This is a genomic window from Pseudomonas sp. TH31 (genome assembly GCF_016650815.1).
Classification (GTDB): domain Bacteria; phylum Pseudomonadota; class Gammaproteobacteria; order Pseudomonadales; family Pseudomonadaceae; genus Aquipseudomonas.
Genome location: NZ_JAEKEZ010000010.1, coordinates 36,376 through 61,294, shown reverse-complemented (window position 1 = coordinate 61,294; position 24,919 = coordinate 36,376). Strand labels below are relative to the sequence as shown.

The window sequence follows — 24,919 nt, the reverse complement described above, 5'->3', positions numbered from 1 at the left end:
TTGCGTTACTCCATCAATAGCTTTTATGAAGAGGCCTCAGACCTGTGGGAGTGAGCCTGCTCGCGATTGCAATCAATCATTCAACATTGATGTTGACGGACATACCGCTTTCGCGAGCAGGCTCGCTCCCACAGGGACCGCGTTGGCTCAAGCGGCGGAGGGGCCGTGAATCCCGTTAAACACCAGCCGATGAAAGTGATGCACCAGGTGCTCGCTTTCATTGCTGCGCTGGGCGTCAATCATGTAGCGGCCCTGGTCGTAACCCAGCGAATGCAGGCCTTTTTGCACCGAGATGTTCAGCGCAATGTCTTCCGGTCCCAGGTCTTCGTTCATCCACTTCATGCAAGACGCACTGACCGCCGCGGTTTCGGCATTGTTGGAGTAGTAACCGAAGCGCAGCAGTGAACGTTCGGCGTCCAGCGGGATCATGATGAACGAGCCCAGGAACTCCGAAAACGGGAAGGTGTAGAAGGTGTTGTTCGGCCACATGCCGATGTTGAAAAAGCATTCGTCGGGATTCACCTCAGGCTTGAGTGGCACACCGTAGGCTTCGGTCACCGAGAGGTTGGCCGGGGCGATGTAGGTCCACCAGTTGTCGCGTTTGCTCAACTGATAGCCCTTGAAGTCGATCAGCTTGGCCAGGTCAATGTGGCACGGCCCGGACAACTTGAAGTGATAACCCTCGATGGAGTTGTCCATGATTACCTTCCAGTTGGCCGGCACGATCACCTCCTGTTCCTCGATCAAGCGCATGTTCGCCAGGTCTGGAAACACCCGATGCATTTCCTCGTCAGCACCGGGAAACAAGTCCCGCAGCGAAGGCGCCGCCGGGTCGAGGTTGAAGTAAATAAATCCGCCGAGTTCTTCCGTGCGGATTTGCGGAATGTTGAATTGTTGCAACTCGAAGTTCTTCATCTTCTCGCAGCGCGGCGCACTGCGCAGGCTGCCGTCCATTTCGTAGCACCACGAGTGATAGGCACAGCGGACCACGCCGCCAGTGGTGCCGCGCCGTTCTTCGAGCAAGCGATTGCCGCGATGCTGGCAAACGTTGTGGAAGGCGTGGATCTGGCCCTGGCGATTCTTCGCCACTACCACGCTCTGGTCGAACAGGTCGGTCACCACGTACTGACCCGGCTCGGCGAACTCGCTGACATGCCCGGCCACGTGCCAGGCGTGCATGAAAATATTGTCGCGCTCAGCCTTGAACAGCGTCTCGTCAAAGAAATAACGCGAGGGCAGGGTGAAGGCCTCTTCCGGGTCCTGATGATCCCAACCCTCTACGGGGCTTTGCTGTTTGCGGGTCTGGAAATTTTGCATGGGACGCTCTCCACAGTGGCTGGCCGCACGGCACGGCGGCTGGTTCTGGGAGCTAATTTAGGGGGCGGGGGAGGGTGGGGATTGATGGATTGCGACCAGTTGCCGAAGGAAATCATCAAGCAGTCACGATGCCCGGTGATCCACCGGGCATCGCTCAATGATTTAAACCCGTTCGAATATCGCCGCAATCCCCTGACCGCCACCAATGCACATGGTCACCAGTGCGTATCGGCCGTTGATGCGGTGAAGTTCATGGATGGCTTTGGTCGCAATGATTGCCCCTGTCGCGCCCACCGGGTGCCCGAGGGAAATGCCCGAGCCGTTCGGGTTGACTTTGGCCGGGTCCAGTTCCAGTTCCTGACTGACCGCACACGCTTGAGCGGCGAAGGCGATGTTGGCTTCGATCACGTCCAGATCCGCCACGGTCAAACCCGCGCGTTTGAGTGCCAGGCGCGTGGCTGGTATCGGTCCCAGGCCCATCAGTTCCGGTTCGACACCTGCATGGGCATAGCTGACCAGGCGGGCCAGAGGCCGCAGGTTGTTGGCTTGAACCGCGCTGCCGGTGGCCATGACCAGCGCAGCGGCACCATCGTTCAGGCCTGAAGCATTGCCGGCAGTCACCGAGCCGTCCTTCTTGAACGCGGGCTTCATCTGCGACAGCTGTTCGAGGGTCGTGGTGCGAGGATGCTCGTCGACGCTAAACAGCCTGGTTTCCTTGCGATCACGGACTTCGACGGCGGCGATTTGCTCGCGGAAGTAGCCATTGGCAATCGCGAACGCCGCGCGTTTTTGATCTTCCAGTGCAAGCGCGTCCTGCATCTCGCGGGTAATGCCGTTGCGCTCGGCGACGTTCTCGGCGGTGATGCCCATGTGGATGCCGTGGAACGGGTCATGCAGGATGCCGAGCATGTAGTCGATGGCCTGGACGTTGCCCATGCGTGCACCCCAGCGTGCGGAAGGCATCAGGTACGGTCCGCGGCTCATGGACTCGGCACCGGCGCCGATGGCGATTTCGGCGTCGCCCAGCAACAGGGTCTGGGCCGCACTGATAATGGCTTGCAGGCCGGAGCCGCAGAGGCGATTGACGTTGTAGGCGGGCGTCTCTTTCGCAAGGCCGGCGTTCATCGCCGCTACCCTGGAAATGTAGGCATCGCGGGTCTCGGTCGGGATCACATTGCCCATCACCAGATGACCGATCTGCGCCGGGTCCACACCGGAGCGTTGCAAGGCCGCCTTGACCGCCGTGGTCGCCAGATCGGCCAGGGGGACGTCCTTGAGCGAACCACCGAAGGTCCCGATGGCCGTACGTGCGGCGCTGACAACAAAAACTTCTGGAGTGTTCATCACGTCTTTCCTCTTGGTGAGTTCTTTTCTGCACTGCGATTGAACAGGGCGGTCAACGCCGCTTATGTTTCATGGCAGGGAATTGCGGCGCAGAGCCAGCAGCCGGTCGGCCCGCTCGGTGTTCATGTTGTTGTCCAGCGCATTGAGCTGCTCGGTGCGTGGGCACTCTAAGCGCCCGAACAGCGTTGATCTATGACGAAACGAGTCAATGAAACTGCTGCTTTTTGCCATGTCGCGCCGCACAACGCGGAGTAACTCATCGAAAACAGCCGGTTAAGTGGAATACATTGCTTCCGGTTAATAGGAAGCATTACTATTCGCGCCTCCTCCCCACAGCACACCGCAATGACCCCCAAGCTGCCTCGCACCCACGGCTTTTTCGAGCATTACGAAGAGTTGATCGGCACCTGGACCCGTCGCCTGAGAAATCGTCAGCAGGCCGAGGACCTGGCCCACGACACCTTCGTGCGGGTGCTTGAGTCCGATTCGGCGGCGGTGGAGCAGCCTCGGGCGTACTTGCACCAGACCGCGCGCAACATCGCGGTGGATGGCTATCGGCGTGAGGATCGGCGGGGCGCCATGGAATCCGAGGCGATTGATCACAGTGTGTCGTCGTCCGGCGACCCGGAGCATTTCATGCATGCGATCCAGTTGGCGGATTCCATTGAACAGGCCCTCACGGAGCTGCCGATCAACTGCCGCAAGGTGTTCGTCTGGCAGAAGATCGAAGGCCTGACCCAGGCGGAAATCGCCGAGCGGTTGGGGCTGTCCAAGAACATGGTGGAAAAGTATATGATCCGCACCCTGCGCCATCTGCGTGATCGACTGGATGGATTGCAGTCATGATTCCTGGTGCACCGGAAAAGATCGCAGCCTTCGGCAGCTCCTACAGGGAGACGTGCCGTGACGTCCTATTTCCAACCCCGGCCAAACAGGAATTTCCATGATGGATACTCGTGATTGTGTGTGCGGGAAAACAGCGGTTCGCGACGAGGCGGCACGGTGGTTTGTGCGTTTGCAGGAGCCTGCCGTGGACGTCTTGGAACATCGACGTTTTGAGGCCTGGCTGGCTGAACACCCTCAGCATGTCGATGAATTTCAATTGCTCCAGGGCTTGTGGACGGCGGCTGATCTGTTGCCGGCCAAACGTCTGCAAGCCTTGTGCGACAGCCCGCGGGAGCGGCGTAAACGTCGGCCTCTGGTGCGTTACGCGGTGGCCGCCAGTGTGTTGGCGGTGGCGCTCGGCTTGGGCATGTTCAGCGGCTTGTATCATCCGGCGACCTACACCGCGGAGTTTTCCACGGCGCTGGGCGAGCGTCAGCATGTGGCGTTGCCGGACGGCTCGATCATCGACCTGAACAGCCGCAGCCGGGTGCAGGTGCGGTTTGAAAAGGACCGTCGCGGCATCGAGTTGACGGAAGGCGAGGCGATGTTCAGCGTCGAGCACGACACCCGTCGACCGTTTGTGGTCGAGACCGGCAACGGCCAGGTCACCGTCACCGGCACTCGTTTCGACGTGCGCCGAGATTTGACGCAAACCAGGGTCGCGGTGGAGCAGGGCACGGTCAAGGTTCAAGGCTATGGCGCCGATTTCATCAGCCTCACCGCCGGCCTAGGCACGCACATCGATGCCCAGGGCAAGGTGGCCGCCGCCTACGCGGTCAACCCGCCCGAACTGACCGCCTGGCGCAGCGGCAAACTGGTGTTCAACAATGCCAGCCTGGCTGAAGTCGCCGCCGAAGTGTCACGCTATCGGGAAAAACCGCTCACGGTCGGCAACGATAAAGTGGGCAATCTACGCCTGACCAGCGTGTTCAAATCCGACAACACCGACGCGTTGCTCAAGGCCTTGCCGAGCATCTTGCCGGTGGCGGTGCGCACCCTTCCTGATGGCAGTCAGGAAATAATTTCGCGATAGGTTCAGGTTTTTTTCGAGTTCTTCGTCTTCTTGTCCAACTGCAACTGGTTTGCATTAACAGTCGCGTATTCTTGCGATCCACAGGACAACGTTCGACGTGAAAAAACCACCGCTAAAAACAAAAAAACCTTGGCTGCGTCTAGCCCTCGCATTGGCTGTCAGCGCTGCGTTGCCTCAGGCGTTCGCCGCCGACGCCATTCATATTCAGGCGCAACCGTTGGGTCAGGCCTTGAGCCAGCTCGGTCAGCAAACGTCGTTGCAGGTTTTTTCAGCCCGGAACTGGTCGCCGGCAAGCAGGCCCCTGCGGTGGATGGCAACTTGTCACCGGAACAAGCCCTGCGCCAATTGCTGCAAGGCAGTGGTCTGGAATATCAGATTGATGAAGGCTCGGTGACCCTGACACCCGCGCCAACTGCCACCAGCAGCGGCCCGCTGGAACTGGGCGTGACCGATATCAAGGTTGTCGGTGACTGGCTCGGTGATGCCGATGCCGCCGTGGTGCAAAACCATCCTGGCGCACGGACCGTGATCCGTCGCGAAGCGATGGTCGAGCAGGGCGCCATGAACGTCGGCGACGTGCTGCGTCGCGTACCGGGTGTGCAAGTGCAAGATGCCAACGGCACCGGCGGCAGCGATATCGCCCTGAATGTCGGCGTGCGTGGCCTGACCTCGCGTTTGTCGCCGCGCTCCACGGTGTTGATCGATGGCGTACCGGCCGCGTTCGCCCCGTATGGCCAGCCGCAGTTGTCGATGGCACCGATTTCCGCAGGCAATCTCGACAGTATCGACGTGGTGCGCGGCGCTGGTTCCGTACGTTACGGGCCGCAGAACGTCGGCGGTGTAATCAACTTCGTGACCCGCGCGATCCCGGAAAAAGCCACCGGTGAAATCGGCACCACCCTGGAAACCTCCGGGCACGGCGGCTGGAAGCATGTCGACACCGCGTTTGTCGGTGGCACGGCGGACAACGGCATGGGCGTAGCGCTGTTGTACACCGGGGTGAACGGCAACGGTTACCGCGAAAGCAACAACGGCAACGACATCGACGACGTGATCCTCAAGACCCACTGGGCGCCGACCGATGTTGACGATTTCAGCCTGAATTTCCACTACTACGACGCCAGCGCCGACATGCCCGGCGGCCTGACGCAGAAGCAGTACGATGCCAGTCCGTTCCAGTCCGTGCGCGATTACGACAACTTCACTGGCCGCCGTAAAGACGTGTCGTTCAAGTGGACGCGGCAGATCGACGACCGTACCCAGGCTGAAGTGCTGACCTACTACACGGACAGTTTTCGTGGCAGCAACATCGCCGCCCGCGACCAGCAAACCCTCAGCTCTTATCCGCGTTCTTATTACACCCTGGGCGTCGAGCCACGGGTCTCCCATGTGTTTGATGTCGGGCCGACTACCCAGGAAGTCAGCGTCGGTTATCGCTACCTCAAGGAAGCGATGCACGAACAATCGAGCCGCGTGGCGCTGGTCAACAACCAACCGGTGATCACCCCGACGTCTGACGGCCATGTATTCCAGGACCGTACCGGCGGCACCGAAGCCAACTCGGTGTACCTCGATAACAAAATCGACGTCGGCAACTGGACCGTGACCCCGGGCATCCGCTTCGAACACATCAGCACTGACTGGCACGACCGCGCCGTCCTCGATACCGCAGGCAAACGCGTCCCGGAGAAAAACCGCAGCATTGAAAGCAACGAACCGCTGCCGGCGCTGAGCGTGATGTATCACCTGTCCGACGCCTGGAAGCTGTTTGCCAACTACGAGACGTCGTTTGGCAGCCTGCAATATTTCCAGCTCGGCCAGGGTGGTTCGGGTGACAGCACCGCCAACGGCTTGAACCCGGAGAAGGCCAAGACCTACGAGCTCGGCACGCGCTACAACGATGACGTGTGGGGCGGGGAAGTGACGCTGTTCTACATCGACTTCGATGACGAACTGCAATACATCAGCAACGACGTGGGCTGGACCAACCTCGGCGCCACCAAGCACCAGGGCCTTGAAGCGTCGGTGCATTACGATATGTCAGCGCTCGACCCACGGCTCGACGGCCTGACTGCCAACGCCGGTTTCACCTACACCCGTGCCACTTACGAAGGCGAGATTCCGGGCTTCAAGGGGCGTGATTTGCCGTTCTATTCACGTCAGGTGGCCACGGTTGGCTTGCGTTACGACGTGAATCGCTGGACCTACAACATCGACGGTTTCGCCCAGTCCAAGCAGCACTCACCGGGCACCGGCGTGAATGCCGATGGCAGCTTCACCGGCAACTACATCACCGACGGCAGCGCTGACGGGCAGTACGGCGACATGCCGGGTTACGTGACCTGGAACGTGCGCGGGGGCTATGACTTCGGTTCGCAACTGTCAAACCTGAAACTCGGCGCCGGGGTGAAAAACCTGTTCGATCACCAGTACTTCACCCGTTCCAGCGACAACAACTCGGGGATCTACGTTGGCGCACCGCGCACGTTCTTTGTGCAGGCCAGCGTCGGGTTCTGATAGACCGGGGTGGCTTCATCGCGGGCAAGCCTTGCTCCCACATTGATCTTTGTCGTACACAGATATTGTGTTCGCTGAAGATCCCCCGTGGGAGCGAGCCTGCTCGCGAAGCTTTTCAAACCTTCAGCACTTTCCCGCCAATGGCCACCGCCACCAGCAACACCGCCATCAACCCAAAGGCAAAGCTCAAACTGCTACCATGGGCGACGAACCCGATCACTGCCGGGCCGGCGAGTATCCCTGCATAACCGAGGGTGGTGATGGCAGGCACGGCGATGCTTTCCGGCATGACGGTCTGTTTGCCCACTGCGGTGTACAGCACCGGCACAATGTTCGAACAACCCGCGCCGACCAGCGCATAACCCACCAGCGCCGCTTCCCAGGTCGGGGCGAATGTCGCCAGCGCCAGGCCCACTGCGGCTATCAGCCCACCAAACACAATGACCTTCGTTGCGCCCAGACGCCGGACAATCGCATCCCCGGTCAAACGCCCGGCGGTCATGGTCAGCGCAAACGCCGCATAACCCAACCCGGCATACGCCGTGTCGATCCCGCGCTCAGACGCCAGGAACACCGCGCTCCAGTCGAGCACGGCACCTTCAGTGAGGAACACGATGAAACACATCACGCCGATAAACAGCACGATGCCATGGGGCACGGCGAACGCCGGGCCGGAACTTTCACTGCCGTAAGGCAGCAGATGCGGCACCGCTTTAAGCAACGCGACGATCAGCAGCACGATCACCACCAGCGTTGCGCCAAACGGCGAAACGCCGAGGCCGAGCAGGGCGCTGACACCCGCCGCGCCAACAATTCCGCCGAGGCTGAACAAGCCATGGAAGCCCGACATCATGGTCTTGCCACTAGCCCGCTCGACGATCACCGCTTGCAGGTTGACCGTCGAATCCACCGTGCCCAGCCCCGCGCCAAACATGAACAGCGCGGCAATCAACGCCGGAATCGACGACACCGTCGCCAACAGCGGCAGCGCCGCGCAGATCAGCAACACCCCGGCGCTCACCACGCGGCGACAGCCGAAACGCGTGGCCAGCATCCCCGCTATCGGCATTGCCAGGATTGACCCTACCCCCAGGCACAACAGCAGCAAACCGAGCGTCCCTTCATCCAGCCCGGCGCGGGCCTTGGCATAGGGCACCAATGGCGCCCACGCAGCGATACCGAAACCGGCGATGAAGAAGGCGATGCGCGTGGACATTTGTTCCAGGCGTCCGGGAACAAATGAGGTTTGGGCGTTGAGGTTGGTCATATCGTTCCTTGGCAAAAAACGTCGCGTACCCAAGGGACAGTGACTCACCGGTGAGGTTCGATCAGCGTCCGCTGCGGTTCGCGGTCAGGCAGGGTGACATCCTTGCACAGCCTGACCCTCCATCGCGAGCGCGGGTGTCAGTGGCGTTCGCACAAAACGCGCAAGTGTGGGTCACGCACTTGCAGGATCTCGAACAAACCCAACGCCCGCAGCGCCGGCAAGGCCTCGATGATGTCTTGCTCGGCCACCCGCCGCTGCTCGTCGCTGGCACCTGGATCGGCCAGCGTTCGCGCATTGATCAGAAAGGCTCCGACCGTGCCTTTGCGCACGGACGTGCCGTTGAATTGGCTTTGGTCGAGAGGGTCGGGAAGCAGGTCTTCGGCGCGCATAACGGTGACTCCTGTTGAATGAAGGTTCAGCCTAGAGCGTTGTTCATGGCTAAACTGCGTCATCCAGGTCATTCGATAACGTGAAACTGCCAATGGTTAAACCACTGATGTCCACAGAGTTGGCGCAGTCGTCCACCGCTGCATCGGTGTTTGCCGTCACTCTGGACAGTCCGGTTGAGCGCCAAAGTGCCTTGCACCAGCATGCCCGCGGCCAATTGCTCGGGGCGCGACGCGGGTTGTTGTCGGTCGACGCAGCGGATCATCACTGGGTAGTGCCGGTCACCCACGCCGTGTGGATTCCACCGGATTGCCTCCACGGTTTGCGCTCACACGGCCCGTTCCATGGCTGGAGTGTCTACGTGGCAGCGCCTGCCTGTGCCGGGTTACCGCAGCAGCCGTGCATCATCGCCACCTCGGGTCTGCTGCGAGAGGCCGTTGATCGAGCGGCGACTTGGGGCGGGGGCGCACTGGATCAGCGCCAGGATCGGATCGCCCAACTCATCCTCGACGAAATCGCCGCATCGCCCGCCGACCCCTTCGGCCTGCCGCTGCCCCAGGATCCGCGATTGCGGCGGATCATCCAGGCACTGGTCGATGACCTCGCCGACCACCGTTCGCTGGAGCAATGGGCGCAGTGGGGCGGTGTGTCGGCACGAACCCTGGCCCGGCGTTTTGTCAGCGAAACCGGCTTCACCTTCAGCCAATGGCGCCAACGCGCGCGATTGTTGCGGGCGCTGGAGTTGCTGGCCGCCGGGGAGGTCGTGACGACGATTGCGCTGGAGTTGGGGTATGAAAATATCAGCGCGTTTATTGCGATGTTTCGACGGGCGTTTGGGGTGACGCCGGGGCGGTATTTCATCGCCGGGTTTTGACGTCTACAGTGTTGGCACTTTTGACGCTGACCTCAGGACCGATCCATGACGCCGTTCTACGACGCTCGAGGCAATATCTACGCGGTAGTGGCGCCTGATGCGGTACGCCGCCGCGGTATCGAACTGCCCGCTCTGGCCAGCCTTGCTGCGCAATCCCGCGAGAGCTGGGCGCTGTCGGCCATCGAGGCGTTCTGCGGATGGGCGACCGGGACTCAGCCGCCCGGCAGCAAAGACCATCGTTGCGATGGCCTGCTGGTGGGCCCGTTTCAAGCGGCGCCACCGTTTGACCTGCTGATCGTCAACACCGACGGCACGTTGGCCGAGCGCAGTGGCAACGGGCTGACGATTTTTTCCCAATCACTCAGTGAACAAGGGTTGATGCTGGCTGACGGTGGCTGCTTGCTCAGGGTTCATCACGACAAGACCGATACATTGTCGCCCGTGGAAACGTCGGTGAAACCAGCCGGAATCGATGGCGCGCAAGGCTTCTGGCTGGACTTGGGCAAGCCCTTGTTCGGGCCAGCGGCGGTGGGTGCGCAAGAGGTTGAAAGCGTGATGTTGAACAATCACGACGTTAGCCATGTGCAGTCGCTATCGGCGCTCAGTCCTGCGTGGGGCCGGAGCCAGTTTGTGCGGATAGGCAATCCCCATTGCGTGACATTGGTGACCGACGCCGATGCCTTGCCGAGCACTGAACGGATGCGCGAACCGGGGTTGTCCGAAGGGCTGATGCGGATCGCTTATGCCGTGCCAACCGGGGCCGGGCAGCCTTGTGCGGCGGGAGTGAACCTGCAATGGGCGATGCTGGAGTCCGAAGGGCGAATCATGGCGCGGGTGTTCGAGCGCGGGGAAGGGCCGACGGCGTCGTCGGGTACCAGCGCCAGCGCGGTGGCTTGCGCGGGTTGGCGGGTGGGCTGGGTGAAGGCGGGGGCGGTGAAGGTGGTTATGCCTGGCGGCACGGCGCCGATTTTGTTGGAGGAAGAGCAGGGCCAGTTGAGTCGGGTGAGGTTGTTTGGCACGGCGCGGTTGATGGGATGATTGTTAGATTGCCTTCGCGGGCAAGCCTCGCTCCTACGGGATTTCGGCACAAAACGTGACCTGTAGGAGCGAGGCTTGCCTGCGAACAGGCCCGCCCAGTCAGCGAACATTCAGACCTGTTGTGGCCATTCCACCACCGGCATCTGCCGCTTCATCAACACCTCACCCCCGCGAATCGAATACAGCGGCAAACCCTGGCTGCGAATCACCTCGTAATCACTGTCCGCCGACAGAATCAACATATTCGCCGGCCGCCCAGGCACCAGTCCATAACGATCCCCCAGAGCCATGGCCTTGGCACTGTTATCTGTCACCAGATCCAGCGCACTTTGCAGGTTGCGATAACCGAGCATATGGCAAATGTGCAGGCCCGCCTCGAGCACCCGCAGGATATTGCCATTGCCCAGCGGATACCACGGGTCAACGATCGAATCCTGGCCGAAACACACGTTCATCCCCGCTTCGAGCAACTCATTCACTCGGGTCACACCACGGCGTTTCGGGAAGTTGTCGAAGCGTCCTTGCAGGTGAATGCTTTCCGTGGGGCAGGAGACGAAACTGATCCCCGAATGCCCGAGCAAGCGGAACAGCTTGGCGCAGTACGCGTTGTCGTAAGAGCCCATCGCCGTGGTGTGGCTGGCGGTCACCCGCGAACCCATGTCGCGGCTGCGGGCTTCTTCGGCCAGCACTTCGAGGAAGCGTGAATGCGGGTCGTCGGTTTCATCGCAATGCACGTCCACCAGGCAACCGGTGCGTTCGGCCAGGTCCATCAGGAACTTCACCGAACTGACACCTTGATCGCGGGTGTACTCGAAATGCGGAATGCCGCCGACCACGTCGGCGCCCATGCGGATGGCTTCTTCCATCAACTCCCGGCCGTTGCGGTACGACTCGATGCCTTCCTGGGGGAAGGCGACGATTTGCAGGTCGATCAGGTGACGGCTTTCCTCGCGGACTTCGAGCATCGCCTTGAGCGCGGTCAAGGTCGGGTCGGTGACGTCGACGTGGGTGCGCACATGCTGGATGCCGTGGGCAGCCAGGGTCTGGATGGTTTTCCTGGCGCGGGTCTTGGTGTCTTCCAGGGTGATGGTGGCTTTGCGTTCGCCCCAGCATTCGATGCCTTCAAACAGCGTGCCGCTCATGTTCCAGCGCGGCTCGCCGGCGGTGAGCGTGGCGTCGAGGTGAATGTGCGGCTCGACGAAGGGCGGCACCACCAGGTTGCCGCCGGCGTCGAGGTCGTCGGCGCCCAGGGTCGGGGCTTCGGTCTGACGGGCGATGTTGCTGATCAGGCCGTTTTCCAGGTGCAACTCATGCAGGCCTTCTTGGTTACGCAGGCGGGCGTTGATGATGTGCATCAGGCGAATCCTTTTAGATATCTTGAAGTGGTGCATCGGCAGTACGGACACCCAGCACGCCGGTCAATATCACATACGTTAGCGCGCCAGCAGCGATTCCTACCAGCGGCGCGACCCACGGCGAGCTGAACGCGGCCACCGTCCCGACCGCATAAGCACTCAGGCCGGGCCAGTTGAACGCCGGCAGCCGGGCGTCGGCCAGCCGTGGGTATTGACCGCGATAACGGAAGAAAAAGTCCGCCATGATCACCCCGCCAATCGGCGGAATCACTGTGCCCAGCAGCATCAGCCCGAGCACCGTGCCCGGGTCCAGTTCGAAATATTTGCCCAGCACCTCGGCGGCCGTGGTGCCCCAGGCGTACCAGCCTATCTGGGTGAGCCCGAGGATCAAATCACTGAGCTTACTGCCGACTTCGCCGAAGCAGAAACGCCCCATCAGTACCGAGTTGAGGCCACTCTTGAAGGCGATGTAGCCCAGGCCGGCGGCGTAGATTCCCAGTAGCAGATTGCCGACGACAATCACCGCCATCATCTCGCCGAAACTGAAGGCCACGCCGAGCTTGCCGCCGGCAAACATGGTCGCGGTAAAAAGGTGAAACCCAGCAGCACCATCGCCGTGGAGGCGAGGCCTTTGCGGGCATGCATCGGGACTTCGCTGAGGGGGTAATCGTTACCCGGATCGTTCTGCGTCATGTGGCGTTCCTTGCTGGATGAGAGAGACGCGCGCAGGGTTGCAGTGGTCGTGCCAGGCATGGGATGGCGTGGTTATGTATAGACGAGGAGGGGGATTTGGCCCGTTGCGGGCGCGAAAGCGGTGCGCCTGACGGAACACAAGACCCCTGTGGGTGCGAGCCTGCTCGCGAAGACGGCGGCACATTCAACATCAACGTGACTGTCAGGCCGCCTTCGCGAGCAGGCTCTCTCCCACAGGGGATTCGGTTTACTCAGGAAGATTCGCGTTGCGGCAAAAACTGCATCAAAGCCGCGACGATCGCCTCCGGCGCATCTTCCTGGACCAAATGCCCGGCATTTGGAACCGCCTGAAACCGCGCTCCCGGAATCATCCGGTGCAATGCCCGCCCGCGCTCAATGGGAATCCACTGGTCATCCTCCCCCAGAGAATCTGTACCGGGCACCGAATCGTCGGGTACAGCCCTTCGACCTCGCGGGTATAGCGCTCGTCCATCTGCGCGATCTGCCGATAGAACGCCGCTTGCCCCGGCTCCCCAAGCCAGGGCTGCACATATGGCGCCAGCTCATGATCGGGAATTTCGCGCTTGATCGCCCCACGAATGTAAGTCGGCACGATGGCTCGCTGGATGTAATCAGGCAACCCACTGAATGCCACCTCATGCTGGCGCACATGCTGCACGAACGGCGAACCCCACGGCGTCAGCGCCACCGGGTCGATCAACGTCAGGCTGCGGTAATCCTTGCCGTTGAGCAGATGAGCGCGCAAAGCGGTGGTGCCGCCGAAATCGTGGGCTACCACGTTGGGGCGATCCAGGCCCCAATGCTCTAACAACTGCGCCAATAGCCCGTTTTGCACGCCGAGGGACACATCGCCGTCAGGTTGTTCGGATTGCCCGTAGCCCAGCAGATCAAAGTAGTGCACCCGATGCGTGGCGATGAAGTGCGGTGCAATGCGGTGCCACACGTAAGAAGAGAAGGGCGTGCCATGCACGAACACCAGCGGTGGCCCGTCACCCCGTACGGCGTATCGAACGGAGTGCCCGTTGAAGCGATAGCTTTGAGGCAGTGGCCAGTCAGTCATGCCCGTGTTCTCTTGGAGGTTGCGAGCCCAAAAGCATAGGCATAAAAAACCACCTCAGAAGGTGGCTTATTCAGTAACTGACGAAACGCATTTTCTGTATTTGCTGAAGACTCACTGTGGGAGCGAGCCTGCTCGCGAAGACGGCGGCACATCCAGCATTGATGTGACTGACAGACCGCTTTCGTCGGAACGCCGCCCGGAGCAGGCGCGCTCCCACAGGTATCCGCTGGGTTCAGCCCAACTTTTTGCTCATGTGCACCCGGCGCAGGCCGTTTTCTTCGACGCGATGGGTTTCGACAAACCCTCGGCGGGTGTACAGCGCAATGTTTTCGCTCATCGCTTCGTTGGTGTAGAGCCGGATTGACGGGTAACCGGCCTCGAGTGCGTGGCGTTCGGCGAATTCGAGCAATTGTCGGCCATAACCTTGGCCCTTGGCCGCCGGGCTGACCGCGATGTTGTCCAGCAGCAAGTAATTTTCCGTGTCGATCAGCACCACAAAGCCGCTGAGTGTGTGTTCGTGGGCGAGCACGTGGACACGTCGGGCCAGCACCTGGCTGGTGTAGTCGTCCAGCATTGGTGCGGGTTTGCGGCCGATGCGCTCGATGTAAGGCGAGTAAGCCGCCTCGACGATGGCCTCGATCTGCGCGATGTCCTCAAGCGTAGCAGGACGAATAAGCGGTGACATGAGACGGGTTCCTTTGGGCCAAGGATGGGGCATGACTGTACTCGGCGTGAGGGTGAAACGACAGGCATAAAAAAACCACCGTCGTCGGTGGTTCTTCTGAGTCCGCTGTTTTTACTCGCCGTGATAGATGCAACCGCTGGTGCACGTCTCGTGGATGCGAATTGCGCTGAGTTCCGGCAGCAGTGGCTTCAACTCAGTCCAGATCCACTTGGCCAGTACTTCACTGGTCGGGTTTTCCAGGCCAGGAATGTCGTTCAGGTAGTTGTGGTCCAGGCGCTCGTAGAGCGGCTTGAAGATCGCCTTGATTTCCGAGAAGTCGCGGATCCAGCCGGTGTGCGGATCGAGGTCACCGCTCAAGTGGATCGCCACTTTGAACGAGTGACCGTGCAGGCGACCGCACTTGTGGCCGTCCGGTACGTGAGGCAGGCGGTGGGCGGACTCGAAGGTAAACTCTTTGAAAATTTCCACAGTGATTTTCAGCTCTGTCAGGTGGCGATCGCCGCGGCGATGTGGGCAGGCGGCGAGTTTACCAGAGCTCTGGGCAAAACACTGACTAAAGGGTCAGCAAGCGCTCGCCGAGGCGACCATTGGCGGCCAGTTCGAGGAACTCATCGCCCATCCGGCGGCTTTCATCCATCGCTGCCCGCCAGTATTTCTGCCGGCTCGGGGCATCGCCCATGAAGCGCTTGAAGTCATTGCGGTCCGGCAGTTTGCCGTAAGGCAGGCGCGCCAGGTAATCCTTCGAAGGCGCCAGCAGCAGAACATTCTGCAAGCGAGTGGGGCAGGCGCGGCGCCACGGCAGGGTTTTGTCGAACCAGCCGGGGATCACCCGGTCCGTGAAGTGCGGATAGAGCACGATGTCGTTGCCGCTGTAGGGCAGGTCGAGGTGATAGTCCAGAAGACCGCCGTCGCGGAAGGTTCCGGCGCCAGCACCCGGCAGGTCACGCACGCCTTCCATGACCATCGGGATCGAGCCCGACGCGAGCAAGGCCTGGCGCAGGTTGCCGGCATTCAACGCAACAAAGCGCGATGGGAAGTCAGTCAACGCTTTGACCGGCGGCGCCAGGCGCGGGTCATGAATGATCAGCCGTTCGAAATGCCGCGACAACCGCGCGCGACCCCGCAAGTTGTCGGCGATCACCGACGACAGCCCCAACCCCAGACGGCCACGATGATCGTGGGCGAGCAGGCCGTGGCTTTTGACCACCATGATGTTCAGTCGGTAGTGGGCGTTGTCGAGGATCGAGGCGTCGCGACCCTCGAGCAACTCATCGAGCATGCGCCGCGAGCTCTGGCTGATCTGCGCCATGGTCACGCCCTTGTCGAAATTCTGCTCGGTGTACAGATGACCGAGACGCCGAATGCCTTCGGCGGCGTCCGGCAGACACGCGCTGGCGAACCGCCAGGAGCCCACCGAGGCACCGATCAGCGAACGCTCTCGGGGTGCCGCCGGTAGCCATTCGCCGAACAGCGCCAGGTCCAGACCTTGAATCCCCAGCGCCTTGGGCCCACCAGCCGCCCCCGGCAACGTGCCCACGTCGGCGGCGCTCAGCCCGTTTTCACGGATGCGTGCAAAGGCCCGGGGCCGGCCTTGAGGGTCAGTGAAGGGAACTTGATGTGGATAGCGGTCATACCGGTCTCGATATCGGGCAAGCAGGCGGATTATAAACGTGTGTCGCAAAAGCGGCGTATGGCTGCAATGTTATGGCGCAGGCGTTCAATGTAGGAGCTGCCGAAGGCTGCGATCTTTTGACCTTGATCTTGATCTTGATCTTGATCTTGATCTTGATCTTGATCTTGATCTTTGATACCCATGAAGCCGCCGAAGATCAAAAGATCGCAGCCTTCGGCAGCTCCTACAGGGGGTGTATGCAGTCGCTCCAATGATGGCAATTCAGTTTCAGTTAAGTTCACCCCGCTAAGGTGCACCCCGTAGGCAACACATAAAAATACGGAGACACCCATGCAAACCCTGACTGCCCTGTCCATCGCATCCATCATCGGCATGACCGCCAGCCTTGCCCTGGCTCGTGACCTCGGTCCCGACGAAGCCCTGAGGCTACGCGACGCTGGTACCATTGTGTCTTTCGAGAAACTCAATGCCACGGCACTGACCAAACACCCGGGCTCCGTCATCACCCAAACCGATCTGGAAGAAGAGTACGGCAAGTACGTCTACCAGGTGGAACTGCGCGATCCGCAGGGCATTGAGTGGGACCTGGAATTAGACGCTGTCAGCGGGCAGGTTCTCAAGGATCATCAGGATACGTAATGAAGGTGCTTTCATTTTCACGCATGGCGCTGCTGCTTCTGGCGTTTTGCTCAGTGGTCATGGCCCGCGATCTGGATCAGGACGAAGCCCTGCGCTTGCGTCAGCAGGGCGTCATCCTGCCGCTGGAGCAACTGCTGCAGCAGGCGTTGGAACGCTATCCCGGCTCCAAACTGCTGGAAGCCGAGCTTGAAGAAAAACATGGCGTCTACATTTATGAAGTCGAGCTGTTGACCACCGACGGCGTGGTCCGCGAACTGGACATCGAGGCCGCCACTGGCCGTTTACTGAAAGACAAGGAAGATTGATCGATGCGTTTGCTCCTGGTGGAAGATCACGTGCCCCTGGCCGACGAATTGATAGCCGGCCTCAACCGCCAGGGTTACGCCGTAGACTGGCTGGCCGACGGACGCGACGCGGTGTACCAAGGTAGCAGCGAGCCCTATGACCTGATCATTCTTGACCTCGGCCTGCCCGGTTACCCGGGCTTGAAGTGCTGACCCAATGGCGAGCCGGCGGCTTGTCAACGCCAGTGCTGATCCTGACCGCGCGCGATTCCTGGGCCGAGCGGATTGAAGGCCTCAAGGCTGGCGCCGACGATTACCTGACCAAACCCTTTCACCCGCAAGAGCTGCACCTGCGAGTCCAGGCCTTGCTGCGGCGTTCCCACGGCCATGCCAACCAGCCGACGCTCAAGGCCGCCGGGCTGCACCTGGATGAAGGTCGTCAATGCGTGACCCGCGACGGCGCCGACATTCAGCTCACCGCCGCTGAATTCCGTCTGCTGCGCTACTTCATGCTGCACCCGGAGCAGATCCTCTCCAAAAGCCACCTCGCCGAACACCTCTACGACGGTGAAACCGAGCGCGACTCCAATGTGCTCGAAGTCCACGTCAACCACCTGCGGCGCAAGCTTGGACGCAGCGTGATTGAAACCCGTCGCGGCCAGGGTTACCTGTTCGGCGGGCAAGCCCGGTGAGGTCGATCCAGCGCCGCTTGAGCCTGGGGCTGATCAGCGTGATGGTGATCGTCGGCCTGGTGCTGGCGCAAACGAGCCTGTGGTGTTTCGAATTGGGTTTACAGCGCTACCTCGAAGCCGGGCTGCGCAATGACAGTGAAAACCTGCTATCGGCGCTGGTGCGCGGCCCTCAAGGGTTGCAACTGGATGAACGACACCTGGCGCCGGCCTATCAGCGGCCGTTTTCCGGGCATTACTTCCGCATCGATTTCGCCGACAGCCATTGGCGCTCCCGCTCGCTGTGGGACCAGGAACTGCCTCGCCTTGAGAGCCCCGGTCTGGAGAGCAACCTGCAATTGGGCCCGGAAGGGCAGCAGTTGCTGGTGTTGCGCTCGGACTATCGGCGGTTGGGCCAGTCGATTTCCATCAGCGTCGCGCAGGATTACACGCCGGTGCGCGAGAGCTTCTTGCGCATGCAGCAGGTCGGTCTTGGACTCGGGTTGGCGGGGTTGATTCTGATTCTGCTGCTACAACGGCTCACCGTGCGCCGCGCCCTGCGTCCGCTGGAAAAGGCCCGCGAGCAGATCGCCCAGTTACAACAAGGCCAGCGCTCGCAACTCGATGATCAGGTGCCGGTGGAGCTGGAGCCGCTGGTGGCGCAGATCAATCATCTACTGGCCCACACCGAAGACAGCCTCAAGCGCTCGCGCAATGCCTTGGGCAACCTCGGGCACGCCTTGAAAACCCCGTTGGCGGTGTTGCTCAGCCTGGCCTCCAGCGAAAAACTCGACGACCATCCGCAACTGCGCAAGGTCTTCCAGCAACAGCTTGAACAGGTTCAGCAACGCTTGAATCGCGAACTCAACCGCGCTCGATTGTCCGGCGATGCGCTGCCGGGGGCGTTATTTGATTGCGATGTCGAGTTGCCGGGGCTACTGGCCACCTTGAACATGATTCACGGCGAACACCTTGACTTGAGCTATCGCGCACCGGCCGGTATGCAGTTGCCGTGGGATCGCGAAGACCTGCTGGAACTGCTCGGCAATCTATTGGATAACGCCTGCAAATGGGCAGATGCCGAGGTTCGCTTGAGCGTGGTCGAGACGGCTCAAGGGTTTGAGCTGAGTGTGGAGGACGATGGGCCAGGGATTCCCGAGGACCAGCGGGCTCATGTGTTCAGTCGCGGGAGGCGGCTGGATGAGCAGACTGACGGGCATGGGTTGGGGCTGGGGATTGTGCGCGACATCGTCGACACCTGGGGCGGGAAACTGCTGTTGCAGGACAGCGAGTGGGGTGGGTTGAAGGTCGTCATCGAACTCCCCAGACGCAACCCCTGAGCCCACTCGATACCCCCGTAGGAGCTGCCGAAGGCTGCGATCTTTTGATCTTGATTTTTAGGGTGTTGAAACTGCCGAAGATCAAGATCAAAAGATCGCAGCCTTCGGCAGCTCCTACGGGGGTATCGAGCGGGCTCAGGGGGGGCGTCAGACGCGGAACTGATCCATCAAGCTCTGCTGCTGGTTCGCCAGGCTATTGAGCGACTGACTCACTCGCGCCGATTCATTCGCTTGCCCCGACAACGACTCGGTCACATCGCGAATGGTCGCCACGTTGTTGTTGATCTCCTCGGCCACCGCGCTCTGTTCTTCCGCCGCGCTGGCGATTTGCAGGTTCATGTCGGTAATCACCGTCACCGCGTCGCCAATCTGGCGCAGCGCCGTTACCGCCTGGCTGACTTGCTCGACGCTGCTCTGAGCCTGACGATGGCTGTTGTTCATCGAACCGACCACGTCCTGGGTGCCGCTCTGCAATTGCTCAATCACCTGACGGGTTTCCTCGACTGATTCCTGAGTGCGTCGCGCCAGGTTACGCACTTCATCGGCCACCACGGCAAAGCCGCGTCCGGCTTCACCGGCGCGAGCCGCTTCGATCGCGGCGTTGAGGGCCAGCAGGTTGGTCTGCTCGGCGATGGCGCGAATCACTTCCAGCACCGAACCGATCTTCTCGCTGTTCGCCGCCAGGCCTTCGACTTGCACCATCGCTGCGCTCATGTCGGCGGCGAGGTTATCGATGCTGGTGGTGGTGCGGTCGATTACGGTCAAGCCCTGACGGGTCGCCTGATCGGCATCGCGCGCGGCGTGGGCGGCCTGGGCGGCGCTGCGGGCGACGTCCTGGGCGGTGGCGCTCATTTCGTGGGAGGCGGTCGCCACCTGATCGACCTGGCGGTATTGCTGTTCCATGCCGGCGCTGGTCTGGGTGGCGATGGCAGAGGATTGATCCGCGGTACTGCGCGCGTCCTGCACCGAGCGTTTCACCTCGGCGATGATCGGTTGCAGCTTGTCGAGGAAACGGTTGAACCAGCCAGCCAACTGGCCCAGTTCATCCTTCTTGTCGTAGGCCAGGCGTCGGGTCAAATCACCTTCGCCGCTGGCGATGTCTTCGAGCATGAGGGCCACGCCGAGGATCGGCCTGGTCACGCTGCGGGCCATCAACCATACGAGCAACAGGCCGATCAGTGCGGCGATCACGCCCAGACTGAGTTCGACCAGGGTGCCGGCGGTGTTGCTTTCATCGAGTTGTTTTTTCAGCGCTTCGGCCGGGCCGACCAGGACTTTCTCCGGCACGTCGAGCAACACCCCCACGACTTGCCGCCAGGAATCGGCTGGAACGGTGACAGCACTTTCAACTGCTCATTGCTGTGCAGGCTGGTGGTTTTGGTGCTGGTGCCGAGCATACGAATCAGTTCGGCACCGTTGGTTTTGTCCACGGCGTCCAGGCGCTGGCTGAGTTTGCTGGCGTCCGGGCTGTAGCCAGCGAGCAAGCCTGCCGGACTGAGAATGCTGACGCTGGTCTGGCCGTCATAGAGCTTTTTGCTCGCGCCCTGGCTGACCGCTTGCAGGCGATTAAGGTTGATGTCCACCGACAGCGAGGCGATGACTTTTCCGTTGACCATCAGCGGGAAGACGATGCTGGTCATCAGCACGTTCTGGCCGTCGATCACATAGAAGTAGGGTTCGATCACGCATGGCTTGAGCGTGGTGCGCGGGCAGGTGAACCAGGCGTTGGCCGCCTCGCCGCCAGGCCCGGTGCTGGTGTCGGCCATGTCGCTTTCGGGCAGCGACATCGACGTCAGCTTGCCCTGCGTCGGTTGCGACCAGTACAGGGCGAAGCGGCCCTTATCGTTGCTGCCGAGTTCAGCCTGGCCGGCGAACAGTTCGTCCTTGCCGTCCAGCGCATTGGCTTCAAACACCAACGACAAGCCCAACAGTTCCGGGTTGGCTTGCAGGGCCGACTTGACCTGGCGGGTCAGGTCTTCACGCAGGTCGAAGGCATCGAGAAAGCGCTTCTCGGCCTGTTCGCGCAGGAACAGCACCTGGCGCGAAAAACCGTGGCCGTATTGATAGGCGTCCATGAACTGCTGGCGAATATTCAGCGCCTGGTTTTCACCCTGGGACTCGATCCGCGCCTGGGCTGATTCGGTGAGCATCTCCATGCTCGACGCTTTCACCAGCGCAGAGCTGTGCTCCATGCGATACAGCGAAAGACCCACCAGCAGGGTCACGATGCCGGCCAGGCACAACCCGGCCAGCAGGGTGATTTTCCATTGGATGGAGAGTTGTCTGAGCGACATGGAGTGACGTCCTTATTCGATATTTATCTGAGACTTTGCACTGTAACGGCCGCGAATCGGCTTTCTTTATGGCCTTTAACAAATATCGGATTCACCCCCGTAGGAGCTGCCGAAGGTTTGGGCCGCATTCGGACGATCTTTTGATTTTTGTGGCCGTGATGACGCCGAAGATCAAAAGATCGCAGCCTTCGGCAGCTCCTACAGGGGCGGCAATTGCAATGAGAAGGGCGGCGTTCGCTTTGACAAGGGGGCGGTCCTGCGGCACAGTGCGCGCCCTCTAATAAAACCCATTCCTTACTCCGCTGGCGGCTCTTCGCAGACTGCCGGCTGAGCTCATTCCGCTTGCCTTGAGGTAACGATGATTAATGCTGTAATTGCCGCGGTTGGCGTCATGCTGGTGCTCAGCCTGTCCCGCGTGCACGTGGTAATCGCGCTGATTGTCGGCGCGCTGGTGGGTGGTTTGACTGGCGGGCTGGGCATCGACGCGACGCTCAAAGCCTTCAACAGTGGCCTCGGCAATGGGGCTACGGTGGCCTTGTCCTACGCCTTGCTCGGCGCGTTCGCGGTGGCGATTGCCAAGTCCGGCCTGGCCCACGCGCTGGCGGACAAGGCTTTGCTGATGGTCGACCGCCAGCACGCCAGCGGTGGCCGGCAGGTCAAGTGGCTGCTGATCGGCTTGCTATGGGTGGTGGCCATCGCTTCCCAAAACATTCTGCCGATACATATCGCCTTTATTCCGTTGCTGGTGCCGCCGCTTTTATATGTGCTGACCAAACTGCAACTGGACCGCCGCTTGATCGCCTGCGTCATGACCTTCGGCCTGATCACGCCGTACATGGTGTTCCCGGTGGGCTTCGGCAATATCTTCCTGAATCAGATTTTGCTGGCGAACGTCAGCAAAAGTGGCGTCGACATCAGCCAGATCAACGTCATGCATGCCATGGCAATCCCGGCGATGGGCATGGTGTCTGGCCTGTTGGTGGCGGTGTTTTTCAGCTACCGCAAAAACGCGTCTACGACCTGGCCAAGATCGAGCAGGTGGAGCAGGTAACCGTCGCCTACAACCCGATGACCCTGGGCATTGCCGGGCTGGCGATTGCCGCAGCCTTCATCATTCAGCTGTTGCTGGATTCGATGATCATCGGCGCCCTGGCGGGGTTTCTGATTTTCTCGGTGTCGGGGATTGTGAAGTGGCGTGAAACCGACGACCTGTTCACCGAAGGCATGAAGATGATGGCGATGATCGGCTTCATCATGATCGCCGCCTCGGGTTTTGCCGAAGTGCTCAAGGCCACCGGGCAAGTGCGCACACTGGTGGAAAGCGCGGCAGCGTGGATCGACCACAGCAAGGCCATCGGTGCGCTGCTGATGCTGTTGGTGGGGTTGATGGTCACCATTGGTATCGGTTCGTCGTTCTCCACTGTGCCAATCCTGGCGGCGATTTTCGTGCCGCTGTGCGTGCAATTGGGCTTCAGCCCGATGGCGATCGTTTGCATCGTCGGCACTGCCGGCGCCTTGGGCGACACCGGCTCGCCGGCCTCGGACTCGACGTTGGGCCCGACTTCCGGTTTGAACATTGACGGCCAGCATCACCACATCTGGGACACCGTGGTCCCGACGTTCCTGCATTACAACCTGCCGTTGCTGGCATTTGGCTGGGTGGCGGCTATGGTGCTTTGATGTAAGCACCCGAAGATCAAAAGATCGCAGCCTTCGGCAGCTCCTATACGATCGGCGTAGGAGCTGCCGAAGGCTGCGATCTTTTTTTGCGGTTCAACTTTTGACTTGGTGTGCCGTTAAAGCCTTTAACCACGCCAATAAAATCAAAAGAGAGCGAACCGTCATGCGCATGAGCCTCAAGGCTAAAGTCCTGTCCCTTGCCGTCCTCCCGGTGTTGCTCTTTGCGTTGGTCATCAGCCTGACCACGCTGTTTATTCTTCAGGAACAGGCCCGCAAGGAGGTCGAGGAGACTCGCCAAAGCCTGCTCAACGACGCCAAGGCCACCCTGCAAAGTTATGTGGCGGTGGCCATGACCGCGATCAAGCCGCTTTACGACGCGGCGACCCTCGGCGATGACGCGGCGCGGGCCCAGGTGGTCAAGTTGCTGTCGAGCATCAGCTACGGCAAGGAAGGCTACTTCTTCGGCTACGACTCCAACACAGTGCGCCTGTTCAAGGCCAACAGCTCTGAAGGCGTGGGCCAGAGCTTCAAGGACAACCGCGACCCGAACGGCGTCTACGTCAACCGTGACCTGGTGAAAGTCGCCAAGGACGGTACCCACTACCTCGAATACAGTTCGCCACTGCCCGGCAACAGCAATGTATTGGTGCCCAAGCTCGGCTACACCGAATACCTGCCCAAGTGGGACATGGCGGTCGGCACCTCGGTTAACCTGGACGGCATTGAAGCCCAGGTTGCACTGGTTCAGGCCAAGGTCACCGAACGGATGGAAGGCGTGGTGCTGAGCATCGTCGCGATTGCAGTCATCGTGCTGCTGGTGATTGCGGCGGCGGGGATGTTGCTGGCCAACGCGATCCTGCGTCCGCTGAACCTGATGAAAGCCAACCTCGATGACATCGCGGCGGGCGAGGGCGACCTGACCCGACGCTTGACCATCACCAGCGACGACGAACTCGGTCAACTGGCGGGCTCGTTCAACCGCTTCGTCGACAAGATCCACGGCCTGGTGCGCCAGATCACCGAAATGACCTCGCAACTGACCGGGCTGGTGACTCAGGTCTCCGATCAGGCCCAGCGCTCGGATCAGGCGATGGAGCGTCAGCGCCACGAGACGGATCAAGTCGCCACGGCGATCAACGAAATGTCCGCCGCCGCGCAAGAAGTGGCGAAAAGTGCGCAAAACGCTGCGGTCGCCGCCCAACAGACCGACGCCGAAGGCCAGGCCGCCAAGCGTGTGGTGGCCGGCAGCATCGTGAAAATTCATGCATTGGTGGATGACATCCGCAGCAGCGGCGTGTCCCTCGACAGCCTGCAAAAAGACGTGTCGTCGATTGTCAGCGTACTCGGGGTGATCCGCTCGATTGCCGAGCAAACCAACTTGCTGGCCCTCAATGCTGCGATCGAAGCTGCTCGTGCGGGTGAGGCGGGCCGTGGTTTTGCGGTGGTGGCGGACGAAGTACGGGCGCTGGCCAGTCGCACGCAAATCAGTACCCAGGAAATCCAGGGCATGATCGACCGCTTGCAGGCCGGCACCCAGTCGGCCGTCGAAGCGATGCGCCGTTCCAGCGAGGCCGGCGACGGCACTTCGGCCCAGGCCAACGAGGCCGGCGCTTCGCTGGACACCATGGCCCAGTTGATCGGCACCATCAACTCGATGAACGCCCAGATTGCCAGCGCCGCTGAAGAGCAGACGGCGGTGGCGGAAGAGATCAACCGCAGCGTGCATCAGATTGCCGTGGCGGTGGACAGCGTCGCGGATGAAACTCAGCTCGGCGCGCAGACTTCTCGTAGTCTGGCCGACCTTGGTCAACGCCTCGGAAAACTGGTCGGGCAGTTCCGGATCTAGGCCGCAACGCACTCCCTGTAGCAGCTGGCGCAGCCTGCGTTTGGCTGCGAAGCAGTCGT

Annotated in this window: 19 protein-coding genes and 7 pseudogenes; 11 read left to right on the top strand and 15 right to left on the bottom strand. The window is 60.9% G+C overall.

Annotation, left to right across the window (positions count from 1 at the left end; all coding sequences use genetic code 11):
* Positions 1–147 precede the first annotated feature (147 nt).
* The 3 genes from JFV26_RS07090 to JFV26_RS07080 all read right to left on the bottom strand — a co-directional run bounded on the left by JFV26_RS07090 (position 148) and on the right by JFV26_RS07080 (position 2,892).
* Positions 148–1,317: an aromatic ring-hydroxylating oxygenase subunit alpha gene (locus JFV26_RS07090; protein WP_201190955.1), complete on the bottom strand. Its 1,170-nt coding sequence runs from the start codon at positions 1,315–1,317 to the stop codon at positions 148–150.
* Positions 1,318–1,479: 162 nt separating this feature from the next.
* Complete coding sequence (locus JFV26_RS07085) at positions 1,480–2,661, bottom strand: acetyl-CoA C-acyltransferase family protein (protein ID WP_201190953.1); 1,182 nt, start codon at positions 2,659–2,661, stop codon at positions 1,480–1,482.
* Positions 2,662–2,730: 69 nt separating this feature from the next.
* A complete protein-coding gene (locus tag JFV26_RS07080) occupies positions 2,731–2,892 on the bottom strand; it encodes a hypothetical protein (RefSeq protein WP_201190951.1) in 162 nt (53 codons plus the stop codon).
* Positions 2,893–3,006: 114 nt separating this feature from the next.
* On the opposite strand from JFV26_RS07080, the gene JFV26_RS07075 reads away from it, so the two are divergent.
* From JFV26_RS07075 to JFV26_RS07065, 3 genes are all read left to right on the top strand, one after another.
* Positions 3,007–3,507 (top strand): sigma-70 family RNA polymerase sigma factor, encoded by a 501-nt coding sequence (locus tag JFV26_RS07075; protein ID WP_201190949.1) that lies wholly within the window; start codon positions 3,007–3,009, stop codon positions 3,505–3,507.
* 97 nt (positions 3,508–3,604) lie between these two features.
* Positions 3,605–4,579 carry a FecR family protein gene (locus JFV26_RS07070; protein WP_201190947.1) on the top strand — a complete coding sequence of 325 codons (975 nt, stop codon included), beginning with the start codon at positions 3,605–3,607 and terminating at the stop codon, positions 4,577–4,579.
* Between the two features lie 306 nt (positions 4,580–4,885).
* Positions 4,886–7,096: a TonB-dependent siderophore receptor gene (locus JFV26_RS07065; RefSeq protein ID WP_342215431.1), complete on the top strand. Its 2,211-nt coding sequence runs from the start codon at positions 4,886–4,888 to the stop codon at positions 7,094–7,096.
* A gap of 115 nt (positions 7,097–7,211) precedes the next feature.
* On the opposite strand, the gene JFV26_RS07060 is transcribed toward JFV26_RS07065, so the two are convergent.
* Positions 7,212–8,363 carry an MFS transporter gene (locus tag JFV26_RS07060; RefSeq protein ID WP_201190945.1) on the bottom strand — a complete coding sequence of 384 codons (1,152 nt, stop codon included), beginning with the start codon at positions 8,361–8,363 and terminating at the stop codon, positions 7,212–7,214.
* 137 nt (positions 8,364–8,500) lie between these two features.
* Complete coding sequence (locus JFV26_RS07055; protein WP_201190943.1) at positions 8,501–8,752, bottom strand: hypothetical protein; 252 nt, start codon at positions 8,750–8,752, stop codon at positions 8,501–8,503.
* A gap of 92 nt (positions 8,753–8,844) precedes the next feature.
* Between JFV26_RS07055 and JFV26_RS07050 the strand changes: the two genes are divergently transcribed.
* Both JFV26_RS07050 and JFV26_RS07045 read left to right on the top strand, forming a co-directional pair.
* Positions 8,845–9,624: an AraC family transcriptional regulator gene (locus JFV26_RS07050; protein ID WP_201190941.1), complete on the top strand. Its 780-nt coding sequence runs from the start codon at positions 8,845–8,847 to the stop codon at positions 9,622–9,624.
* A gap of 45 nt (positions 9,625–9,669) precedes the next feature.
* Positions 9,670–10,662, top strand: coding sequence for a diaminopimelate epimerase (locus JFV26_RS07045; protein WP_201190939.1), 993 nt, complete (start codon positions 9,670–9,672; stop codon positions 10,660–10,662).
* Between the two features lie 110 nt (positions 10,663–10,772).
* Here JFV26_RS07045 and codA read toward each other — a convergent pair whose 3' ends face one another.
* From codA to JFV26_RS07010, 7 genes and pseudogenes are all read right to left on the bottom strand, one after another.
* Positions 10,773–12,017, bottom strand: coding sequence for a cytosine deaminase (gene codA, locus JFV26_RS07040; RefSeq protein ID WP_201190937.1), 1,245 nt, complete (start codon positions 12,015–12,017; stop codon positions 10,773–10,775).
* A gap of 13 nt (positions 12,018–12,030) precedes the next feature.
* Positions 12,031–12,710 (bottom strand): annotated as a pseudogene (locus tag JFV26_RS07035) (cytosine permease).
* A 251-nt stretch (positions 12,711–12,961) separates the two neighbouring features.
* Positions 12,962–13,791, bottom strand: a pseudogene (locus tag JFV26_RS07030) (alpha/beta fold hydrolase).
* A gap of 232 nt (positions 13,792–14,023) precedes the next feature.
* Entirely contained in the window at positions 14,024–14,476 is a 453-nt protein-coding gene (locus JFV26_RS07025; protein ID WP_201190935.1) for a GNAT family N-acetyltransferase, read from the bottom strand.
* Positions 14,477–14,587: 111 nt separating this feature from the next.
* Positions 14,588–14,944, bottom strand: a complete 357-nt coding sequence (gene queD, locus JFV26_RS07020) for a 6-carboxytetrahydropterin synthase QueD (protein ID WP_201190933.1) — start codon at positions 14,942–14,944, stop codon at positions 14,588–14,590.
* Between the two features lie 85 nt (positions 14,945–15,029).
* A pseudogene (locus tag JFV26_RS07015) lies at positions 15,030–16,108 on the bottom strand (patatin-like phospholipase family protein).
* Positions 16,109–16,138: 30 nt separating this feature from the next.
* The gene (locus JFV26_RS07010; RefSeq protein WP_201190931.1) at positions 16,139–16,441 is read right to left on the bottom strand and encodes a hypothetical protein; all 303 of its coding nucleotides are present in this window, start codon (positions 16,439–16,441) and stop codon (positions 16,139–16,141) included.
* Here JFV26_RS07010 and JFV26_RS07005 point away from each other — a divergent pair.
* The 4 genes and pseudogenes from JFV26_RS07005 to JFV26_RS06990 all read left to right on the top strand — a co-directional run bounded on the left by JFV26_RS07005 (position 16,440) and on the right by JFV26_RS06990 (position 19,040).
* A complete protein-coding gene (locus JFV26_RS07005; protein ID WP_201190930.1) occupies positions 16,440–16,748 on the top strand; it encodes a PepSY domain-containing protein in 309 nt (102 codons plus the stop codon). The genes JFV26_RS07010 and JFV26_RS07005 overlap by 2 nt on opposite strands.
* A complete protein-coding gene (locus tag JFV26_RS07000) occupies positions 16,748–17,053 on the top strand; it encodes a PepSY domain-containing protein (protein WP_201190928.1) in 306 nt (101 codons plus the stop codon). The genes JFV26_RS07005 and JFV26_RS07000 overlap by 1 nt, the downstream gene beginning before the upstream one ends.
* Before the next feature lie 3 nt (positions 17,054–17,056).
* A pseudogene (locus JFV26_RS06995) lies at positions 17,057–17,724 on the top strand (response regulator transcription factor).
* Positions 17,721–19,040, top strand: a complete 1,320-nt coding sequence (locus JFV26_RS06990; RefSeq protein ID WP_201190926.1) for an ATP-binding protein — start codon at positions 17,721–17,723, stop codon at positions 19,038–19,040. Before JFV26_RS06995 ends, JFV26_RS06990 begins: the two are co-directional and overlap by 4 nt.
* A 147-nt stretch (positions 19,041–19,187) precedes the next feature.
* Here JFV26_RS06990 and JFV26_RS34695 read toward each other — a convergent pair whose 3' ends face one another.
* The 3 genes and pseudogenes from JFV26_RS34695 to JFV26_RS34685 all read right to left on the bottom strand — a co-directional run.
* The gene (locus JFV26_RS34695) at positions 19,188–19,892 is read right to left on the bottom strand and encodes a methyl-accepting chemotaxis protein (RefSeq protein ID WP_446739906.1); all 705 of its coding nucleotides are present in this window, start codon (positions 19,890–19,892) and stop codon (positions 19,188–19,190) included.
* A gap of 201 nt (positions 19,893–20,093) precedes the next feature.
* Positions 20,094–20,150: pseudogene (locus tag JFV26_RS34690) on the bottom strand (hypothetical protein); the annotation flags it as partial.
* Positions 20,151–20,463: 313 nt separating this feature from the next.
* A pseudogene (locus tag JFV26_RS34685) lies at positions 20,464–21,334 on the bottom strand (cache domain-containing protein); the annotation flags it as partial.
* Positions 21,335–21,695: 361 nt separating this feature from the next.
* Here JFV26_RS34685 and JFV26_RS06980 point away from each other — a divergent pair.
* Positions 21,696–23,014, top strand: a pseudogene (locus JFV26_RS06980) (Na+/H+ antiporter family protein).
* A 163-nt stretch (positions 23,015–23,177) separates the two neighbouring features.
* A complete protein-coding gene (locus JFV26_RS06975) occupies positions 23,178–24,860 on the top strand; it encodes a methyl-accepting chemotaxis protein (RefSeq protein WP_201190924.1) in 1,683 nt (560 codons plus the stop codon).
* The last annotated feature ends 59 nt before the right edge of the window (positions 24,861–24,919 follow it).